The sequence below is a fragment of the Pseudomonas sp. LBUM1669 genome, from assembly GCF_059695705.1.
Genome location: NZ_CP166784.1, coordinates 6,307,017 through 6,327,510 on the forward strand (window position 1 = coordinate 6,307,017; position 20,494 = coordinate 6,327,510).

The following is a 20,494-nucleotide window of genomic DNA, read 5'->3' on the forward strand; positions in this document are numbered from 1 at the left end:
GCGGCGCGTTCTCAGTCAGGAGACGACCATGTCCGAAACCGTTGCCCCGAGTGCAGAAGAGGTACTGACCCAGCTGGTCACCGGCCCTTCGATCAGAGAGGTCGCAGCGACCGCGCTGAGCCCTGCGCTCAACGCGCTGTATCCGCAGCTCAAGATTGATCCAACGCTCGCCACGGTCGTCACCCCGACCTGGTTCGATACCGGCACGGAGGTCGTGTCCGGCCCTAACGTGTATGAATCGCTCACCGATGTGCTGGTACAACTCGGTTTATCAGGATCGACGGTGACGCTCATCGATGGAGAACATTTCCTGACCCTGCAACCGGGCGCTGAACCGCAGGCTCAACTGCCGGTGAAAATCGATGCCATCGGGTGTCTGCTCAATGCGCTCGCACCGCAGTTGTTCATCGCCTATCAGCAACAACAGCTTGATTACTGGAACCAGGAGACAAGCCCTTCGACGCCGCGCTGGCATTCGCTCGCGCAATCGTTGCAGGACATCTGGAGCCCCGATCCCGCCTCAGACTGGGATGCGGATGAAAAAGCCATGGCCCAAGCCGTATTCGATTATCCGAATCGCGCAACTCGGACACAGGACAAGTACCAGACCAAGGCCTGCCTGATCGACACCGATCGGCTTGAGAACGCAGTCAGCGAACACCTGCGCGTTCTGGATGTCGCCGTGTTCGTGGGCACATTGGGCACGCGCACCCTGGTGCTGACGCACTCGATTACCGAAGGGTTCCAGCGTTACGACTCGGTTGCCGCACTGGGTGAAGCCGTGTTCGCACACCCTGAAACGTCAAGCGTCGGGCAAACCCTGCAATGGTGTCTGTATGAGCCCGAGGGCAACTTCTTTCACCACCAGGCCTGCGCGCTGATTGCGCTCGATGTCGAAGCCATCGGTTCATTCAGTGCGGTCCAGCGCACTTCTGCCACACATCTTTCACCGCAAATCAGTGCCGCGGCAAAAAGCTTCACTGAATTTGAAGCCCTGCCGTCGTCACGCTTCAACAAGGTTCAGGGGTTACTGACCGGCTGGCTGAAAAACGCGTCGTCAGCGGACCTCACCCGGTATAGCCGACGCTTGATGGACCTGGCGCAGCTTAGGGAACAGGACGCTGGAAAAACCTTCGACGAAGGCATCGCGTCACTGCCGGCGTTTGCGCTTCAGGCCCTGCAAGCGCAGATGATCAAGGATCATTCAGCGGCAGCGGACCTGGACCTGCAAAACATTGAAATCAGCATCACCAGCGTCGTGGTGCTGGGCGCTGTCGTGATACCCGGCAAGACGCAAACCACCACGCTGTCGCTGATCGAGCTGGCGCTGCAAAACCTGATTGCCGTTCCGCTTGGAAACAAGACGGTGAGCTGCAAAAACGGCGACGCTGTGCCCGTGTGGATGACCCCAGCCTATCTTGAAAAGCTCGTCACGCTGGTCGATATCGGCGGGGTTTACCCGGCGCTGATCAAGCGCAAGTTGCTTAATGATCCGCAAGAAGCGTTGCGACGACAGGCCCTCTACACCCGCCATCTGCGTACCCAGCTGCCCATGCAGGCGCTGCAGCACAAGATGCGCGGCGAGGCGGGTATTGATGAGCGCGGTTACCAGTACGTCAATGCCGTCATGCAGCAAAACGCTGCCGACCGCAGGGTAAACGGGCTGGAGATTGTCATTCGACCGCTGGCCTTCAAGACCGGTGATCGCGCCGGCAGCAAAGGCGATGAAGTCGCCAATATGTTCGTCATCGGTCCACGACTCACCGATAAAGGACCGTGCATTCTGTACCGACCATTGCTCACTCCCTCGCTGATGCAGTACCCGAGCGAGGCCAATCTGCTGTATGCAATCAAGCACGAAAAACCGCTTCGCCAATCGATCCTGGCCTGGCTGTCCGACGATGTGCGCTTCAACTATTCCCAGTATGTGTTTTCGGGTGAGTTGCCTTCGGTCTGGACGCTGACCCAATTGTTGGTCGATCCCACGTCAGCCCTGGGCAAAATGGGTGCGGTGACGCTCAGTGCAGAAGCCCTCGATGACGCGCCACTGGCCGCCCTGTTCAAAGCCAACGCCAACGCCATGATCACCCTGGCGGACCAGCAATCGGTGTCCAATGCGCAAGCCCGCTGGGCAACGCTCAAGCAAGGCACATGGATGCTGTTCAATGTCGCGCTGCCCTTTCTCGGTCGCACCGCCGGGGTGGCCGCGTGGATCTGGCAGATCATGGACGACTTGCAGGACATTACCGATGCCGCAGAGAGCGACGACAGCCAACTTGGCTGGTCTGCCCTGACCGATCTGCTGTTGACCCTCGGCATGGTGCTGGCCCATCGGGCCGCCACTCGCAACAAGCCCGTCTCGCGGTTGCCCGAGAAAGTCCAGCCGCCATCCATCACGCCCGAAAGCAAGCCTGCCCACACCATCACGGTCACCCGTCTGCCCGACCTCAATCAGCTTCCAGCGGCCCATGAGACGTCGCTGCATGTCATCGCGACGCTGCCGCCTACATCCTTGGGTGTCTTGCTCGATGAACTGGCCATCGCCGAACCCAAAGGAATGGCAGCCGCCTCCAGCGAGCCTGGTCCTCACCAACACCTCAGTTCACTCTCGGGGAAATGGCATGCGAAGGTTGGCCAGCGATGGTTCGAAGTCAGCCTCAACGACAATGACGATGTGCAGATCATTGACTCGCGCCGGTCTCCCTTACGCAAAGGGCCGCTGCTGATCAAGAACGCCAGGGGCGAATGGTTTATCGATACGCGGCTGAGGCTCAAGGCCGGGGGCAAGGAGAAACAACGGCTGGAACAACAAAACCGGCAACGCCAGGCTGAACTGAAACAGCAAATGATCGCGTTCGAAAGCCAGGCCCAAAGCCGCGAAACAGAACTCAAGGAAGCTCAAAAAAACGCACAGGCGCCTACAGCCACCGACACCCATCGCCGCTTGTACCTTGAAATGCTAGACGCGCAGATGTCACTCCTCAGCACCAACATGGAACAGATAAAAGCCTTCAATGCTCGCGAGGCGATTCCCAATTACCGAAAAGCAATGATCAGTCGCCTGGATTTCCAGCTTTCGCTGCTGCAAAAATGGTTCGGTCACCAGCAGCCGGTTTTCGGCAATCAAATGCGCCTCTCCCTCGATCTTCTCGACAACCCGCCAACGGAAAACACACAGACCACTCGGCAAACCCATCAACTCACCGGCGCGTTGACCGCCAGCTACATCAACAAAATCGAATCTGCGCAAGCGTGCTTCGAGCAACTGAACCTGCTCGGCAAAGAAGCCATCGAAGTGATCCGCGACGTCAAAGCCAACATGCCGTCCTTCGATTTACAGGACCTCAAACTGTTCCAGATCACACTCGGTCAAGAGTTGTGCCTCGACAACCGCGTTGAGCCCGCACCTGAAGCGCGCCAGGCACTGGAGCGCATTGTCGAAAATGCAGGCCTAGCGATTCAGGCCTCACTGGACCTGATCGCTGACGAAGAAGTGCTGCACTTGCCGGAGCGGATCGATGGGCTCAGCGATCTGGTGGAGCAACTGACGATCACCGACCAGCGCATCGTCGATCTGCCCACGGAATTTCCCGGTCAGTTCCTGCAACCACCCCTCGACTTGATGCGCCAACGTCTCGAGGGTTTTCAGCAGCACACCGTGAAACATCTGGCGAACTTGCTGCGGGAACGCCAGGCGCTCGAGCCGCTACCCGGCCCTTCCCGTCCGCCGACCGCTCCCGCCAAACGAATCATCAAGACCCGTTACAAAGGTACGGTGGTGGGCCAGCCACGTGCCGACTCCGTAACGCAAGGGTCAGAACTGATTGATGTGACCTCGGCGTTGACCGGTAAAGTCATCTCGACCTTTCATGAGAAGACCCCGGGGGTCTGGGTTGAAAGAGTGGCCCCGAAACAGGTCACCCCCGGCGGCGTCCAACCAGACTTGAGTGCAAGCACTGCTCAAGGCCAGGCATTGCTGGATGGGTTGGATGCGTTCATTCGTCGAACGCAGGCCCACTCAAAAGGCACGCGACGAATACCCGTGGAAATTGAGGAAATGTTTCATCAGCAGGCTCACCGACTGCAGGACGCCGCCAGTGCAATCGACGCAGCGCTGATCGCCACCAACTCCACCGACGGTGGTCCGGGATCCGCCGTCATGGTGGCCAAGCAACTGAACGACGGAGCAACCAGACTCTACAACCAGGGACGCGTGACGCGAATCAGCATGACCAAACTACAGCCACCGACGGCGGAGCGCGTCCTGTGGCTGCAAAGCGAAGGTCAGGTCGACATCGTCAAGAACCTCGGCCGACGCTTGCTCAAAAGCCGTAAACGAGACTATCTCGAGGAATATGAGGTCCGCGATCACAGCAGCCAAAGTATTCTGTGGTATGCCCACTTCCACTATGCGCAGCCCGCTTCGCCTGCACAAACCTTCACCGCGGCGCACCTGAAAACCGTGCAGCAACGGCTGCTGGGCGGCGCAACCGAGGCCCGCAACGCCAACGACGACCTCCAGGCTATCTCGATCTACCGCAGCGAAATCAGTGCGCAACTGGCGACCACCCTGTTCTTCGCAAAAGTGCCGGCCTCAGGGTCCTAAACCGTGCTGAACCCGAGACCCGCATTCGCGGGTCTATTTTTTTGCCCGCGATATCTATCTACCGCCCCCGATGGGCGATGGCTGATTACCTTCGATGCCCCAAGAGGCTTTCCCGGCCTCGTCATTGCGCCGAGGTATTCGCCATGAGCAACAACACTTCACTGCCCCGAACTGACTCGACACCCTTAGTGGAAACCAGTGATCTGGTGAGCCTGACCAGCCACGGCCCAACGCTCAACGAAGTGGCTTCGTACCTGCTGCGCCAGGCACTGGAAAAAACCTCGCCAGAATTGCAGATCGACCCTGATGACGCCTACGTCGGCACCCCTCAATGGCTCATCGTGGACGACCATGTCGAAGCGGGCCAAACCGAGTTCGAGTCACTGACCTTGGCGCTGATGCGCCAGGGCCTGTATGGAACAACGGCCAACTATCTCGAAGGCGAGCACTTCCTGACCCTCGAGCCGGGCAGCAAAAACCCGGTTCACCTCGCCGTCTGCATCGAGGACATTGCAAAGATACTCAATGATTCGGCGTCGATACTGTTCGTCGAGGCTCAAGCACGGCAACTGGCGTTCTGGAATGCCAAGGGGCATGCGATCCCCCGCTGGCACGAGCTTTCCGACACGCTGCGCAAGGCGTTGAACGTGCAGAAGGTCAAAGGCTGGGACGCCGATGAATGCGCGATGGCGCGGGAAGTATTCATCGACCCGGACAAAACCACCCGTAAAAATGTAAACAGCGAATTTTCCGCCATTCAGGCGTGCCTTCTTGATATCGATACCGTCGAGAATGACATCACCCGCCATCTATTGATCGGCGGCGCGCTAGTGCTCAAGACCACGTATCGCAAGCGCCAACTGCTGGTGATGTACACCATCGAGCGCGCGTATGAGTCGTTCAGTTCGATGGATGAATTGGGCAACTCGCTTCCCGCACGCCTGGAAGAACAACGCGCAGGACGCGATCTGACGTGGCGGCTTTACGAGCCGGAAGGCAACGTCTTCGATCACATGGCGTGGGCGTTGGTGTCGTCACAAATGGATGCCATTAACTCACTGCAGTTTATTGAGGCCGCGGCAGACGAGATCGAGGTCGAGCCCAAAACCGGACTTGACCCCAACGAAAAAGCGCGACTCCTGCACCTGAACAAAGCGATCCCCGATTGGTTGCGCAAAGCCTCATCCGAGGATATCCAAGACTACAGCCGATACATCAATGCGCTCGGCAAGTTGTATCGCCAACCGGACAGCAAATTGGCCAGCGCAGAGATCCCGTCCATCACCGACTATGCCCAGCAACTGATGCGTGAAGCGATCGTCGCCGATCCACTGGCGGTCGGCGCCGCGAGTCTTGCGCTCGATGATGTGCGGATCAAAATCACCAACAGCTTTACCTCCGGCAATTTCACCCTCCCCAACCCCCTTGATCAACGCATTGAAACACTGGCCGACTTCGCTATGGAGAACGAAGCGCCCTACATGGCGACCGTATTTTTCAAGAGTGGGGAGACCGTAGCGGATTGGCTCACCGCTGAATTTCTAACCACCGTGTCTGCTCGAGTGGACATCGCAAAGGCTTACCCCGAACTGATCAAGCCCAAGCTGCTGGAGGACCCGGTTGCCTCCCGACGTCAGGAAAAATTCTATCGCGATCAATTGCGTTCTTTGCTGCCGCTGCAGGCATTAGAGGCCAGATTCAAGCCAGAAACCGGTGTGGACGAGCGCGGTTACCGATACATCTGCGAGCTGCTCGATCCCGATGTCGCCACCAATACCATCGCCCTCTACCCGCTGACCCTGACGCCGCAACATCGCTTGATCAGCAGCAGCGATACCGTCGACAACGTGTTCGTCATCAGTCCTCGAGACGCACACAGCGGACCTTGTCTGCTCTATCGGCCGATGCTCGATGAGCCCCTGCTGCAATACCCCTCAAGGCAAAATCTTTTGTACGCGTTGCATCAACCCGGTGACGTCAGGGATACGGTGCTGGCCTGGTTGCCCGATGAAAACCTGAGCGTTGAATATGCCCGCTCTGTTTTTCCCACCGGACTGCCCTCTCCGTGGCTGATCGCGGAACAGATCGTCAATCCATTGCAGCGCGCAGACAAGTTCGGGCGCGTGGTGCTCGAAAGCGTCGAGATCACCGGAGACATTCTGTCTGCGCTGTTCAAAAGCAACGCACGGATGCTGGTCAACCTTGCCGACCGGCAATCGCAATCCAATGCCAAACGGCGCTGGGACGTGTTGAAGGACAGTGGCTGGGCGCTCTTCAACGTCGCCTCGAATTTTCTCAGCGGTGCGGTCGGCACCGCCGTCTGGGTCTGGCAAACCATCAATCAGATTCAACAGGCACTCGATGCCCATGACCAGGATGACCGCTTCATCGAATGGACGTCGGTGTCGGACATTCTGCTGGCGATCGGCATTATCCTCAGCCATCACGCGGTGATGCGACGCAGAAGGGTTTCAAGCAAACCCCGGATCGAGCAGCTGTCGAGGGAGAAGGCTGCGCAGCCCCTGGTCGAGCCCGTGGCTGTCACGCTCAATCCCGCCCCACTGGCCCCGGATCTTCCGACCAGTCATCTTTCATCCCTGGCGCTGGCCGGCTCGGTTCCACGCCGAACACCAACCGCACTGGGCGCTTACCTGGACACGCTCAAAGTCGCGGCTCTCGATATTGCCAGCGCAAACGTTACGAAGGCTAAAGAAGCCCCTCCGCATTTTTACCAACATAACTTCAGAAACTACGCACAGGTAGCTGATCGGTGGTTTTACGTCGACGTGAAAGGCGACGAGGAGGTTCATATCGTTTACCCGGATCAGCCTGAGCGCAACGGCCCGATGCTCATGGATAACGGCCACGGGCAATGGGTGCTCGACCTGCGTCTGCGTTTGCGAGGGGGGGCCGGAAATGCGTTCAGCCGCCACCAGGAGGCGGTTGACGAGCAGCGCAGAGGCCATCTGGAGGAGGTCCTGAGCGCCTTCAAAAGCCTGGAAAAGGCGAAGGAAACCGAACTGAAAACGTTACATGACCGCATCGGGCAGGCCAACGCCGGAAACTACGATCCACGAACGGCGGCGTACATGGAAAAACTGGAGGCAACGATCGGCGAGTATCGCCAGGCGCTGGAACAACTGCGCGAATGGCGCACCCTCGGCGGCACGGAAAACTACCGGGAAGACTTGCTTCGCATAAGCGTGGAGTTGCAGAAGAATCTGTCTTTGTGGTTTGTCCTGAAACGATCCGAGTATGGTCTGGCCACCCGTGCTTTAACCAGAGGCCAACAAAACGAACCTGTTGCCTGGCAAACGTTCGTCGACAATGTGCAGAAAGCGTCCGACATCGGTGACGAGATGATTGAAAAGCTGACCCTGTTTACGTCAACACTTGAGGACATGCACGCGGCCGGACGACCTGGCATTGAACGCGCGATGCAGATCAGAAAACTGGCGCCTTCGTTTACCGTGCTGGATATCAAGGCCAACGAGATCGGCATGGCGCAGGAGTTGTGCCTCAATGACCAGGCTAGCCCCCTGATGCAGCAGGCTCGTAAGGCGATGGGGCATATTGCTGCGAGCGCCGCGAGGGCCGCGATTCAAACGGCGGACCTGATGAAAGGCGAAGGCGAACATTCCGATGTGCAGACGCATGTCGAGGAATTGAACAGTCTCATGGAGACATTTGCCGACGCTGACCAGCGCCTTAAGGAATTGCCGGGCACGTACCCTGGACTGTTCAAGCAAACCAGGCTCGATCATGTGCAATCGCTCATCGATGAGTTCGCGCAGCTCGCACAAAACCGGTTACAGACGTTGCTCCCGGAACCGGAACCCATGGCCGTACAGCCTCCTGTAGAACGAGTACAACCGGGTACGTCACGACAACCAATCAAGGTGCGCAAGACCCGGCCGCGGGACTTCGGAAAAAATGAACCCGAAAAAACCACGGTGGATCCGCTCAGGTCATTTACCCCCGCGGTTTATCAACAAACCGTTCCGGTGCTGGATGATGCGGGAACGATCGAGGCCGGCATCGAGCTGAACCTGGACACGAACACATTCATTGAACGCACCCGCAAGGACGCTTTACTCCCAAGACGCATCCCTGCCGACATTCAGGATGTGTTCGATCAGCAGGCATTGAAACTGGAGCAGGCTGCCAGCAGCGTTGATCAAGCCGTGATCAACAGCAGGAAGGACGAAGCCTCGCCTGTCCCGGTTGCCACGTTGAGCCGAGAGTTACGTGATGGGGCCACTCGTCTGCGCAAGGAAGGGGTCAGTGTTCGCGCCGACCTTTACACGCGCCGCAAACCGTCCCAGAGCATTTTCAAATGGATGCATGAAAACGGGCAGCTCGACATCAGCCGCGATAGACGTGGGCGCATACAGACCCGAGGGCTCGGCGACTTTTTCCAGGAGTACCGGATTTTCGACAAGGCCCGCAATCAGCCGTTATGGGTGGCGCACTTCCACTACGAGACGCTGTCGAGTCCGGCGAGTACACCCACCGCGGCCCATTTGAAAGTGTCAGATGACTATCTGAAAACGCTGCCACTGGAACAGCAACAGGCGTTGACCACCTTCGAACCCATCGATGGGGTGTTCAGGAAGTTACAAGATCCTGCGCTACGAAAACTGTTCCTGGAACTGGAACCACAGGCAAACACCGCAGCGTAGCCACTTAACGACGCCAGACCTTTTCCAGTCGCCCGAGTGCGGCGCTGATGGCCGCCTCGGGCACCGCCGCGAACCCCAGGACCAGCCCGGCACGCTGGTCCGCAGGTTTTGTCGAGTCGGGCAACCAGTAGCCGCTCAGCGCATTGATCTCGACATCGACGCTGGCCGCCTGCTCCACCAGTTCGCGCTCGCGGGCCTGTGAGTCGACCGCCACGGTCAGATGCAGCCCTGCCGCAACACTCGGCAGGTTGCCGATGCCGGGAATATTCTGCGGCCAACCGGCCAGCAAGGTATTGCGGCGGCTCAGGGCCGCGCGGCGCATGCGGCGGATATGCCGCTGGAAATGCCCGGCGGCCATGAACTCGGCCATGACCGCTTGGGTACTGACCTCGGAATGCCGGACGTCCACCGCCCGCCGTTGCGAGAACGCCTGCACCAGCGTTGGCGGCAATACCAGATAACCCAGGCGCAGCGCCGGGAAGGCAACTTTGCCAAACGTCCCGACGTACAAAACCCGGCCCTGCCGGTCGAGGGCGGCCAACGGGGCCAGTGGCGCGCCGCTGTAGCGGTATTCGCCATCGTAGTCGTCCTCGACGATCCAGCCTTGGGTGCGTTCGGCCCAGGCCAGTAACTCAAGACGTCGCGCCAGGCTCATCACCACCCCGGTCGGGTATTGATGCGACGGCGTGACATACGCCAGCCGACAATCGCTGAGGCCGTTCAATTCGGTGCAGTCGATGCCCTCACTGTCCACCGCCACGCCATGCAATCGCGCACCGGCCACGGCGAACGCATGACCTGCCGCCCGATACCCCGGATTCTCGATCGCCACCCCATCGCCCGGCTCCACCAGCAGCTGTGCACAAAGGCTAATCCCCTGCTGTGCGCCACTGGTGATCACTATTTGCTCAGCCGAACACTGCATTCCTCGCGAACTGCGCAAATACGCGGCGATCATGCCGCGCAAACGCTCATCACCCGCCGGATCGCCATAACACAGTTGCTGTAAATCCGGTTTACGCCAGAAAGCCGCATTCAGCTTGGCCCAGACCTCGAAAGGAAACAGATCGAACGCCGGCACACCGACCCGAAAGGCTCGCGGCGGACCGCTCGGTGGCAGGGCAAAATGGTTCTTTTCTACGCGCCCCAACGCACCGCTGTGGATAACTTTACTGGATGGAATCACAGGTAAATCCAGCCAATTTGTGGATAAGGTTGTGGGTAACCCTGTTGACAACCCTGTGGATACTTTTGTGGATAATTTTTTCCCAGGTACTGCGGTTTTAGGCAATTGCGCAACGTAAGTCCCATCACCGACGCGCCCTTCGATAAACCCCTCGGCATAGAGCTGATCGTAGGCCCGCACCACACTGTTGCGGGAAATTGCCAATGCCGCCGCCAGATCCCGGCTGGCCGGTAATCGCGTGCCACTGGCAAGTCGTCCATCGAGTACCCGCAGACGCAAGGCCTGATAGAGCTCGCGACTCAGGCCTTGGCGACGGTCGAGTTCGATACCGGCGGGGTTGAACGACAGTGAAAGCGGCGCTTCGCTCATGACAATGGACCTATGAAATTGGTCATTAATGGCTCTTACAACAGACCAATAGCCTGCCTAGGATGAACGCATTCGCCAAGGAATATTTCCATGTACAACCCCAGCGGTTTTGCCATCAACGATTTGCAGGAACTGCAGCAGCAGATACTCGACACGCGTCTCGCCATGGTGGTCACCCACGGCGAGCAAGGCTTGCAAGCCAGTCATCTGCCGCTGTTATTCAATCCTGAACAGGGCCCGAATGGCACCCTCTACGGCCACTTCGCCCGGGGCAATCCCCAGTGGAAGGAACTGCAGAACGGCGCCGAAGCACTGGTGATTTTTGCCGGTGCCGACGCTTACGTCAGCCCGGGGTTTTACCCGAGCAAAGCCGAACACGGCAAAGTCGTGCCGACCTGGAACTACGTCGCCGTGCACGCTTACGGAACAGCCGACGTGTTCACTGATGCCGATCGCCTGCTCAATCTGGTCAGCGCGCTGACCGATCGTCACGAAGCGAGTCGCCAGCAACCGTGGAAAGTCGCCGACGCGCCCGCCGACTACATCGACGGCATGCTCAAGGCCATCGTCGGATTTGCCCTGCCAATCCAGCGTCTGGAAGGCAAACGCAAGCTCAGCCAGAACCGCAGCACCGCAGACATCGCCGGTGTGCGTGAGGGGCTCGCCGCCAGCCCTGATGTGCACGACCAGGCCCTCGCCCAATTGATGCGTTAAGGAATGAACATGAGTCAGATTGAAATTCGCCCGGTCAGCGCCGACGATCACGCCGCCTGGCTGCCGCTGTGGCTAGCCTACCTGCGCTTCTACAACACCGAATTGGCCGAGGCGGTCACTGACAGCACCTGGCAGCGCATGCTCGATCAGCATGAACCGACTCATTCGGCGTTGGCGTGGGTCGATGGCAAAGCGGTCGGCATGGTGAACTTCATCTACCATCGCTCGAACTGGAGCATCGAAAACTCCTGCTACCTTCAAGACTTGCTGGTAACGCCGCAAACCCGGGGCACCGGCATCGGCCGCAAGCTCATCGAGTTTGTGTATGCCACCGCCAAAGCGGACGGTTGCTGCAAGGTCCACTGGCTGACCCACGAAACCAACGCCACCGCGATCCAGCTCTACGAGCGCATCGCCGAACGCCCCGGTTTCATCCAGTTTCGCAAAGCCCTTTAAGGTTCAAGGAGAACACCATGTCGACTTCACTCGCAGACTGGAAAGGCGTCCCGGCGCCATCGGTTCAAACCATCGAAGGGCGTTTCATCCGCCTGGAAAAACTCGACCCGGCGCGTCACGCCGAGGGTTTGTGGCAAGCCCTGCAAGGCCCGGGATCGGACCCGAAACTCTGGGACTATTTGCCTTACGGCCCCTTCCCGGAACGCAGCGTTTTCAACGATTGGCTGAACAACCATGCGGCCAACAGCGACCCGTATTTCTTCTGCGTGATCGACCGTGCCAGCGGTGATGTGCAGGGCCTCCTGAGTCTGATGTCGATCGTCCCGGCGCAAGGTCGTATCGAAATCGGTCACGTAACCTTCGGCGCGCCGATGCAGCGTTCGCCGAAAAGCACCGAAGCGGTTTATTTGCTGGCCAAGGAATCCTTTGCGCTGGGCTACCGGCGCCTGGAGTGGAAATGCAACAACGGCAACGCCCGCTCCAAGTACGCGGCAGAGCGGTTGGGGTTCAGTTTTGAAGGCGTCTTCCGACAGCACATGGTGGTCAAGGGACAGAACCGGGACACCGCGTGGTATTCGATTCTGGATTCAGAATGGCCGGCGATTGGCGCGGGTTTTGAGCGGTGGCTATCCGATGAAAACCAGACGGATTCCGGGCAGGTGAAAACCCTGGCCGAGTGCCGCGGGTAATTTTCGGCGCCTGGACGGACGCCTTCGCGGGCAAGCCTCGCTCCCACAGGTTTTCGGTTGACCACACTGTTGTGATCAACACATAACCCGTGTGGGAGCGAGCCGGCTCCGGGCGGCGTTCCGACGATTGGCATCACGCTAACTTTTGGGCAAGCACCGCAATATGCTCCGGCCCAATCCCGCAACACCCGCCCAGATGGCTGGCGCCGCGCGCTTTCCAGTCGGCCGCCCACTGCAGATACCCCGGCGGGTCGAGATCCTCGCGCAACGGGTCCAGGCCGTCGTTGGCCGTGGCCTCTTTCGGTTGTGGCGGGAAGGCATTGGCGTACGCGCCGATGTGAATCTTCACCCCCAAACGCTGGAAGGTTTCCCGCGCTGCATCAATCGCAGCACCGATCACTTCTGGCTGGCTGCAGTTGAACAGCAACGCCTCGACACCCAGCTCAGCCGCCACTGCAGCGGCCTCAGCGACAGGCTCACCCGAACGCAAACGCGGCACTTCGTCCGTGTCCTCATCCTTCAAGGTAAAAGACAGCCAGAACGGCTTTCCATCCTTTGGCAGACCGGCGTGAATCGCCCGCGCCTCAACGATTGAGCTCTGTGTTTCGGCCAGCCACAGGTCGACATGAGGCGCCAGCCCCGTGACCAAAGGCGTCAGTAATTCAGTGACCCGAGCAGCGTCGAACAAGTCCGGACGGTAGGAGCCAAACAGTGGCGGCAGCGAACCGGCCACACGCACAGTCTTGCCCGAAGCCTCCACCGCACGCCGCGCCAGCTCACCGGCCAGCGAAGCGAGCGCCTGGCCTTCAGCCGCAAAACGCTCTTCGCCGATGTGAAACGGCACCACCGCGTAACTGTTGCTGGTGATCACGCTGGCACCACTTTCGATATAAGCCGCGTGCACCGCCTCTACTGCCTGCGGCGCTTCACTCAAGGCCAGCGCCGACCATTCGGGCTGCCTGAAGGGCGCTCCTGCGCGCTGCAGCTCACGACCCATGCCGCCATCCAGAATTACCGTGCTTCCTGCGCTCATATGCTTTTCACTCATATGCTTATGAAAATAACTCACTACCAAGGTAGTTCTTATAACTATTTAATACGCACCATTCGGTTAATCACAACCACTTTTTTCAGGGATCGACTGTGAAATTTCAACCACTACTGGCCCTGGGCCTGACGATTCTGGCTGCCTCCGGCCAAGCCTTTGGCGGCGCCACGCTGGACCGCATCGAGCAGAAGAAAGAACTGGTGGGCGTGTTGATGGAAAGCTACCCACCGTTCTCGTTCCTCAACGACCAGAACCAACTCGACGGGTTTGACGTCGATGTGGCCAAAGCCGTGGCGGACAAACTGGGGGTCAAACTGCGCCTGGAAACGCCGTCCTGGGACGTCATCGCTGCCGGTCGCTGGAGTGGTCGCTACGACATCTGCGTTTGCTCGATGACGCCCAGCAAGGCACGGGCCGAAGTCTTCGACTTCCCCGTCGAGTACTACGCTTCGCCAGCCGTGATCGTGGTCAATGCCAAGGATGATCGCATCCACAGCGCCAAGGACCTGAGCGGCAAGAAAGTCGGCCTCACCAGCGCCTCCAGCTACGAAAGTTACCTGAACAAAAATCTGGTGATCGAAGGCGCTGAAGACACCCAGTTGCAGTACCCGTTCGAGGACGTGCAAATCGCGCCGTATGACACCGATAACGTGGCGTTCCAGGACCTGGGTCTGGGGGCCGGTGTGCGACTGGATGCGATCCTCACCAACCTCGTCACCGCGCAACCGCGCCTGACCGAAGACAAACGCTTCAAGCTGGCCGGCGAGCCACTGTATTCGGAGCCGAACTCGGTGGCCATCGAGAAAGGTGACGCTCAGTGGGACGCCAAGGTGCGTGAGGTCTTTGCGCAACTGAAACAGGACGGCACCCTGAGCAAGCTCTCGCAAAAATGGATCGGCGCCGATATCAGTCAATGACTTCTTTCCCAAAACCTCCTCAGCCGCCGCAACCGGTGGCTAAGTCGAGACTGCAACGGATCTTCGGTTTCCGCACGCGGCTGTACCTGACGTGGGCGGCGATGCTGGGTTTGTTCGCCAGTTTTTTTCTGAGCTTCGACCTGAAGTTCTCGATCATCCTCGACAAACTGCCCAACCTGATCGGCCTGCACCTGGCGCCGAACGGCTTCCTGCAAGGCGCGGCGCTGACGCTGTTTCTGTGCGTGGCCTCAATCGTGACATCGTCGCTGCTGGGTTTCATCACCGCCCTGGCGCGGCTGTCGAAAAGCGCCGTGGCCTTCGGCATCGCCAGTTTCTACGCCTCGTTCTTTCGCGGCACGCCGCTACTGATCCAGATCCTGCTGATCTACCTCGGCCTGCCGCAACTGGGCGTCGTCCCAGGCGCAGTCACCGCTGGCATCATCGCCCTGTCACTGAACTACGGCGCCTACCTTAGCGAAATCTTCCGCGCCGGCATCCTCGGCGTCGCCCATGGACAACGCGAAGCCTCCCTGGCACTGGGCATGCGCGAAACCGTGATCTTCTGGCGCGTGACCCTGCCCCAGGCCATGCGCACCATCATCCCGCCGACCACCAACCAATTCATCTCGATGCTCAAAGACTCGTCGCTGATCTCCGTGATGGGGGTTTGGGAGGTGATGTTTTTGGCGCAATCGTATGGGCGGTCGAGCTATCGGTATATCGAGATGCTGACGACGGCGGCGATTATTTACTGGGTGATGTCGATTGGGCTGGAGCTGATTCAGGCAAGGATGGAGCGGCATTATGGGAAGGCGTATTTGAGTCGGAGTTAGTTTAAGGATCGCTGCCCTCGAACGGCAGCAGATCCCTAGCTGCCATCTTTAAGGGGACGCCCGTGCGCGGCGCAGTATCAGCTCCAGTCGCGCCGAATCCGCACTACGCCCATCTTCAATCCAAAAGGTCTGAACACTGCATTCAGCGATTTCAGCGTCTGATTCCCTTCTCCATGCTCGATATGCACCAGCGTGCGCACCGAGATTTTGCACATTTTTGCGAATTGGGTCTGATGCAAACCTGTGACTTCTATTCGTAGTCGACGGACCGCCTCGCTTATCTCAAGGGTGCCTTGAGCCAGCCCTTCCTGGATGCTTTCGATGAGCACAGTGCGCTCGGCAACGGTCATGCTCATTTCAGATCCCACTCTTTCAAACGCAGCTCCAGATTTTTCAAGGCAATTCGCGGGTGATTCATTGTTGCGTCGGGCAAGCCACTGGCGGTCAAAATGTCGGGGAGTGCTGCCAGGTGTTTGGCATCCTCGCGCAATCGCTCGAAAGACTTCTGCGCATCATTCAAAGCGGCCAATGGATCCTTCGGATCGGCAATGTCAGCCAATGCCCGGCATACGCCACGCCAATCAACATCACCCGCTCTCTCCAATTCTTTTGGCCACTTGGTGGTGCGTGTTACGCCTTCGTCGTCCATCACCATTGGCGCCAGATCATAAATCGGAGCCAGGCGAAACGAGTCTGTGTCGCGGATGATTGCGGTGTTGCGGCCGTGGTTATCTGAGTTGCCGAGGATTTTATTGAGCAGATCCCGGCGCAGATAGTCCGCAACGAGATTCGGGATCTGGTCCGCTTGCCCTGCATCACGCCAGAGTCTCGCAAGTAGCCGGATAACCTCCATGTGGTCCATTGCGCTACCGGGCGTGGTTATTTGCGCCAAAGAATAGATCGACTCCACGGCAAAACGCTCGACACCCTGAGGGGTTACTTGTCGATCAAAACGCTGCATCCACAAACTGGGTTTGGTCGCCTCTTCCAACGCCAAGCCCTGTTCTGCCACCGTCTCGATGTCTAGTTTTTGTAGTGCTTTGTAGTAGTGGTATTCGCTTCTGAGGATGTCTTGATCGTTCCTGTTTCCTTTGTTGCGAGAGAACTTCACGAACCAGTGTTGGGTCACGTCTGCGTCGTCCAATACTGCGTCCGGGTATAAATTTCCATCCTTGCCCTGAACTAACAAAAGTTTGGGCGCCTCGCCCCCCGCCCCTGTCGCCCCACCAATTGCAGCCCCCTGCTCATAGGCATATTCGAGAAACCGGTTATCACGACTAATGACATCCTCGCGTGTAAACCCTATAGGTTCGCGCTGGTCTACCGCCTCGGCGGATTCTTTTATGCGCATGTTGCCAATCGGTGCCGGAGTGCTTCTGGCCAGTAAATGAAGATCAATACTTATATCAGCAGGCTTGTCGCGACCTATGCGCGCCAGAAGAAATCTCTTGGCTGCACCGGCAGGTGCGATGTCATGCAGAAATGCTGGTGCATTGGATCGCTTACCCTCGAAGTCCAAAGGAAACCTGGCACTCACTGCCTTGGCAAAGGGTGATCCAATATCCTCAATGTTTGCGACAAGATAGGGTGTTTCGTAGCCGAAATTGCATCGGCTTTCGAAACCTTTCTCAGGGCTGTCGAAGCTCAAGACCATGGCGTCGTGCCATTTCCCTGTAATGAAAATCTGTAATGTCAGGTTGTACATGCGGCGACCACCTGCATTTAAATGCATTTTTTCGAGAAGTTTTAAGCTTTGAATGCAATATAGTGCATAAACGATCCGCTAGACATCTTCGTAAGCGCATTAAAATGCATATACAAGATTATCCGGGTGGCAAAAGTTGCAAAATAATGCAGATATCGCAGAGACGCAGACATCAATCTGTAAAAACCCTCCGCTATACAAGACGGCCCGCTTATAACAAAAAGGTCGTCTAACATGCCCTTCTCCCCCCAGCGCCTGGCACTCAGCATCGCGTTGTTGATCAGCACGGGCGCCCTCGCCGCGCCGTTCAAGAACGTGCAGATCGACACGCCGACCACCACCGCGCAAACCCTTGGCGGTGGCGACACGCTGACGATTTCGGCGCCGGGCAGCATCACCAACGCTGGGAAGGCAGTGACCTTGAAAGACAGCACCAGCGGCGTGGGTGTGGTGATCGATAACGCGGGCAAGATCATCTCTACCGGCGGCCGGGCGATCGACAGCAGCGGTGACCTGACCCAGGCACGCAACTACGCCATCTATAACCGAGCGGGTGGGCAGATTCTCGGTTTCAACGACGCGTTGCGCATCGACAGCAACTTCGCCGGCGGCAGCCTGCTGATCGACAACAGCGGCATCATCCGCTCCACCACCGGCCAAGGCCTGGATCTGGATGCGCTGCGCAGTGCCGGGGTCAGAACGACGATCATCAACCGTGCGGGTGGGTTGATTCGCGGGGACGCCAGCGATGGCATGAAGACCGGTGCCAACGCGACGATCACCAACTATGGCGAGATCTCTACCGGCGATGCTCGAATCGCTGACAACAAATTCGACGGTATCGACATCGACACCGCGACCGGTGTGACGGTGACCAACTACGGTAGCATTTCCGGTGGCCGCCATGGCATCACCACTGACCTGGGCGCGACGCTGACCAACTACGGCCAAATCACCGGGCGCAATGGCTCGGGCTTTGGCTCCGATGGCGACGGCACGGTGATCAACCACGGCACCATTACCGGTGCCTATTCGGGTCTGCAACCCAATGGCGACGGTGATGGCGTGGACATCGACAAGCTCGCCCATATCGAGAACTACGGCACCATTCAGGGCATCGGCGCCGGCGGTGTCGACAAGGGTGGTTTCGCCAACGGCAGTGAAGGCATCGCGTTGGGCGGCGGCTATGTGTTGAACACCAACGGGGCGCTGATCAGCGGTGCCAACAGCGCGATTTTGGTGGACGACGGCAGCGGCGGTTCGGGCGTGGCCGCGACCACGCTGGAAAACTTCGGCACCATTCAGGGCCTTGATGGCTTCGGTGTGAAGTTCGTCGGTGAGTTCGATGACTCCGTTATCAACGGCGGCACGATCAGCGGCAGCAACGGCCTGGCGCTGGACCTGGGGGGCGGCAACGACAGCCTGACAGTGCGCAACGGCAGTCGCTTCGTCGGTGTGGTCGACGGCGGCAGCGGTGACGACCGCGTAGTGATGGACGACGCGGCGGGAGGCAGTTTCGGCGAGAGTCGCCACTTCGAATGGCTGGAGGTCAAGCAAGGTGCCTGGACGCTGACCGGCAGCGGTGATTTCAGCGATGGCGGCGCGGTACGCAATGGCGCAACGCTGATCAACCAGGGCGGCATCGCTGGCACTCTGACCGTCGATGCGGGCGGTGTATATGCCGGAGGCGGTTCGGTCGGCAACTTGCTGGTCAACGGGACGTTACGGACCAACACTCAACTCGGCACAGCAACCATCACCCACGACTTGACCATGGGCAGCGGCGCGACCCTGGCCTACGGCGTCAATGCCGATGGCAGCAGCGCAACGATCAAGGTCGGCGGCGTTGCCAATCTCAACGGCTCAACCCTGGCGGTGAACCCCGGCAGCGGCACTTATCCGTGGCAAAGCCACTACACCGTCCTGCAGGCCGCGAGCGTCAACGGCACCTTCGGCAAGGTCACCAGCGACTACGCGTTCATCACGCCGACCCTCGCTTACACCCCGACCCAAGTCGACCTGACCTACACCCGCAACGATGTCGCTTTCAACCAATTCGCGGTCACGGGTAACGGTAGCAACGCCGCCAACAGCCTGGCCTCGATGGGCAAAAACAACACGCTTTACAACGCACTGCTGAACACCACCAGCACCACAGCCGGCAATGCCATCGAGCAACTCTCCGGCGCGAGCAACGCCAACCTGACCAGCGCCACCCTCGGCGCCAGCAGCCAGATCGGCGGCAGCATGCTGTCGGCGATGCAGCAAATGGGCGGTGGCTCAGGATTGCTGGTCGGCCTGGATCAGCGCGACACCCCGGTGCTCGCCGCCACGGGCGTTCCCTCCGAAGCCCTCAACCTCAACGACCCGAACGCCCGGGGTCGACTCTGGCTCCAAGCCATCGGCGGCTACGGCAAGCTCGATGGCGAGCATGGCAGCAGCGGTCTGGAGCAGCGCACCAAAGGCAGTGTGCTCGGGGCCGACTGGGCGCTCAATCCGCAATGGCGATTGGGTGTTCTGGGCGGCTATTCGAAAACGGATCTGGACGCCACGGGCGTCGATGACAATGTCGAGAGCTGGCACGCCGGCGTTTATGCCTTACGCCAAAGCGGCCCCTTCGCTTTACGCCTTGGTGCCGCGTACAGCGGTCATCAGGGTGAAAGCAAACGCACGGTGGCCTTCAACGGCTTCAGCGACCGACCAAAAGGCGACTACGACGCCGACAGCCAACAGGCCTTCGCCGAACTGGGCTACGCAATGGGCAGCGGCCGACTCAGTGCCGAGCCGTTTACCAACCTCGGCTACCAGCGCTATCACCGCGACAGCTATCAGGAAAAAGGCGGCGCCGCCGCACTTCAGGTCGACAAACAAACCCAGGACAACTTCAGCAGCACATTCGGCCTGCGCCTGGCGCACTTGAGTTCGCTGGAGAACGGCATGAGCCTGACGCCCCGCATGACCGCTGGCTGGAAGCACACGTATGGCGATGTCAGCAACTCGACGCGCCAGGCGTTTGTGGTCGGGGGAACGGCGTTCAGTGTTGAGGGCAGTTCGCTGGACCGTGACAGTCTGGTGCTGGAAGCCGGGTTGGACCTGGGCATTTCTGCGCGGCATTCGGTGGGAATTGGTTACAGCGGGGAGATGGGGAGCAACAGCCGCAATCATGGGTTGATTGGGCAGTGGCAGATGAGTTTCTGATCCGTAAAAAACAGACCGTTCCTGAAAGGTTGTAGGCAAATATTCCACCGTGTGAAGGCCAATGCACACGTAATCTGCGGAGTAGGATTTT

12 protein-coding genes are annotated in these 20,494 nt (G+C 58.9%); 8 read left to right on the forward strand and 4 right to left on the reverse strand.

Annotated elements, in window-relative coordinates; all coding sequences use genetic code 11:
- The first annotated feature begins 28 nt into the window (after positions 1 to 28).
- Complete coding sequence (locus tag ACA051_RS29385; protein WP_497372894.1) at positions 29 to 4,606, forward strand: dermonecrotic toxin domain-containing protein; 4,578 nt, start codon at positions 29 to 31, stop codon at positions 4,604 to 4,606.
- Between the two features lie 143 nt (positions 4,607 to 4,749).
- On the forward strand, positions 4,750 to 9,288 hold the full coding sequence (locus ACA051_RS29390; RefSeq protein WP_497372896.1) for a dermonecrotic toxin domain-containing protein: 4,539 nt from the start codon (positions 4,750 to 4,752) through the stop codon (positions 9,286 to 9,288).
- 4 nt (positions 9,289 to 9,292) lie between these two features.
- On the opposite strand, the gene pdxR is transcribed toward ACA051_RS29390, so the two are convergent.
- Positions 9,293 to 10,843 carry a MocR-like pyridoxine biosynthesis transcription factor PdxR gene (gene pdxR, locus ACA051_RS29395; RefSeq protein ID WP_497372898.1) on the reverse strand — a complete coding sequence of 517 codons (1,551 nt, stop codon included), beginning with the start codon at positions 10,841 to 10,843 and terminating at the stop codon, positions 9,293 to 9,295.
- Positions 10,844 to 10,933: 90 nt separating this feature from the next.
- On the opposite strand from pdxR, the gene ACA051_RS29400 reads away from it, so the two are divergent.
- Genes ACA051_RS29400 through ACA051_RS29410 form a run of 3 tightly spaced genes read left to right on the forward strand, consistent with a single transcriptional unit; the run spans position 10,934 to position 12,702 of the window.
- The gene (locus tag ACA051_RS29400; protein WP_497306521.1) at positions 10,934 to 11,557 is read left to right on the forward strand and encodes an FMN-binding negative transcriptional regulator; all 624 of its coding nucleotides are present in this window, start codon (positions 10,934 to 10,936) and stop codon (positions 11,555 to 11,557) included.
- 9 nt (positions 11,558 to 11,566) lie between these two features.
- On the forward strand, positions 11,567 to 12,013 hold the full coding sequence (locus ACA051_RS29405; protein ID WP_497306522.1) for a GNAT family N-acetyltransferase: 447 nt from the start codon (positions 11,567 to 11,569) through the stop codon (positions 12,011 to 12,013).
- 17 nt (positions 12,014 to 12,030) lie between these two features.
- Positions 12,031 to 12,702 (forward strand): GNAT family N-acetyltransferase, encoded by a 672-nt coding sequence (locus tag ACA051_RS29410; RefSeq protein ID WP_497306524.1) that lies wholly within the window; start codon positions 12,031 to 12,033, stop codon positions 12,700 to 12,702.
- Between the two features lie 133 nt (positions 12,703 to 12,835).
- Here the strand turns inward: ACA051_RS29410 and ACA051_RS29415 are convergent, their stop codons facing one another.
- Positions 12,836 to 13,735, reverse strand: coding sequence for a homocysteine S-methyltransferase family protein (locus ACA051_RS29415; protein ID WP_497306526.1), 900 nt, complete (start codon positions 13,733 to 13,735; stop codon positions 12,836 to 12,838).
- Between the two features lie 110 nt (positions 13,736 to 13,845).
- On the opposite strand from ACA051_RS29415, the gene ACA051_RS29420 reads away from it, so the two are divergent.
- Together ACA051_RS29420 and ACA051_RS29425 are read left to right on the forward strand one after the other, a co-directional pair.
- Entirely contained in the window at positions 13,846 to 14,667 is an 822-nt protein-coding gene (locus ACA051_RS29420; RefSeq protein WP_497372900.1) for an ABC transporter substrate-binding protein, read from the forward strand.
- Entirely contained in the window at positions 14,664 to 15,500 is an 837-nt protein-coding gene (locus tag ACA051_RS29425) for an amino acid ABC transporter permease (RefSeq protein WP_497372902.1), read from the forward strand. The genes ACA051_RS29420 and ACA051_RS29425 overlap by 4 nt, the downstream gene beginning before the upstream one ends.
- Positions 15,501 to 15,577: 77 nt before the next feature.
- Here the strand turns inward: ACA051_RS29425 and ACA051_RS29430 are convergent, their stop codons facing one another.
- Positions 15,578 to 15,856: a helix-turn-helix domain-containing protein gene (locus tag ACA051_RS29430; RefSeq protein WP_497306532.1), complete on the reverse strand. Its 279-nt coding sequence runs from the start codon at positions 15,854 to 15,856 to the stop codon at positions 15,578 to 15,580.
- Positions 15,853 to 17,205 carry a HipA domain-containing protein gene (locus tag ACA051_RS29435; RefSeq protein ID WP_497306534.1) on the reverse strand — a complete coding sequence of 451 codons (1,353 nt, stop codon included), beginning with the start codon at positions 17,203 to 17,205 and terminating at the stop codon, positions 15,853 to 15,855. Before ACA051_RS29435 ends, ACA051_RS29430 begins: the two co-directional genes overlap by 4 nt.
- 234 nt (positions 17,206 to 17,439) lie before the next feature.
- Between ACA051_RS29435 and ACA051_RS29440 the strand changes: the two genes are divergently transcribed.
- Complete coding sequence (locus ACA051_RS29440) at positions 17,440 to 20,403, forward strand: autotransporter outer membrane beta-barrel domain-containing protein (protein ID WP_497372904.1); 2,964 nt, start codon at positions 17,440 to 17,442, stop codon at positions 20,401 to 20,403.
- Positions 20,404 to 20,494 lie beyond the last annotated feature (91 nt).

Bases quoted from the DNA above. Each gene is read 5' to 3' on its own strand.
- ACA051_RS29435 (WP_497306534.1), bottom strand. From the start codon at position 17,205: ATGTACAACCTGACATTACAGATTTTCATTACAGGGAAATGGCACGAC.
- ACA051_RS29400 (WP_497306521.1), top strand. From the start codon at position 10,934: ATGTACAACCCCAGCGGTTTTGCCATCAACGATTTGCAGGAACTGCAG.
- ACA051_RS29425 (WP_497372902.1), top strand. From the start codon at position 14,664: ATGACTTCTTTCCCAAAACCTCCTCAGCCGCCGCAACCGGTGGCTAAG.
- ACA051_RS29410 (WP_497306524.1), top strand. From the start codon at position 12,031: ATGTCGACTTCACTCGCAGACTGGAAAGGCGTCCCGGCGCCATCGGTT.
- pdxR (WP_497372898.1), bottom strand. From the start codon at position 10,843: ATGAGCGAAGCGCCGCTTTCACTGTCGTTCAACCCCGCCGGTATCGAA.
- ACA051_RS29430 (WP_497306532.1), bottom strand. From the start codon at position 15,856: ATGAGCATGACCGTTGCCGAGCGCACTGTGCTCATCGAAAGCATCCAG.
- ACA051_RS29385 (WP_497372894.1), top strand. From the start codon at position 29: ATGTCCGAAACCGTTGCCCCGAGTGCAGAAGAGGTACTGACCCAGCTG.
- ACA051_RS29405 (WP_497306522.1), top strand. From the start codon at position 11,567: ATGAGTCAGATTGAAATTCGCCCGGTCAGCGCCGACGATCACGCCGCC.
- ACA051_RS29390 (WP_497372896.1), top strand. From the start codon at position 4,750: ATGAGCAACAACACTTCACTGCCCCGAACTGACTCGACACCCTTAGTG.
- ACA051_RS29440 (WP_497372904.1), top strand. From the start codon at position 17,440: ATGCCCTTCTCCCCCCAGCGCCTGGCACTCAGCATCGCGTTGTTGATC.
- ACA051_RS29415 (WP_497306526.1), bottom strand. From the start codon at position 13,735: ATGAGCGCAGGAAGCACGGTAATTCTGGATGGCGGCATGGGTCGTGAG.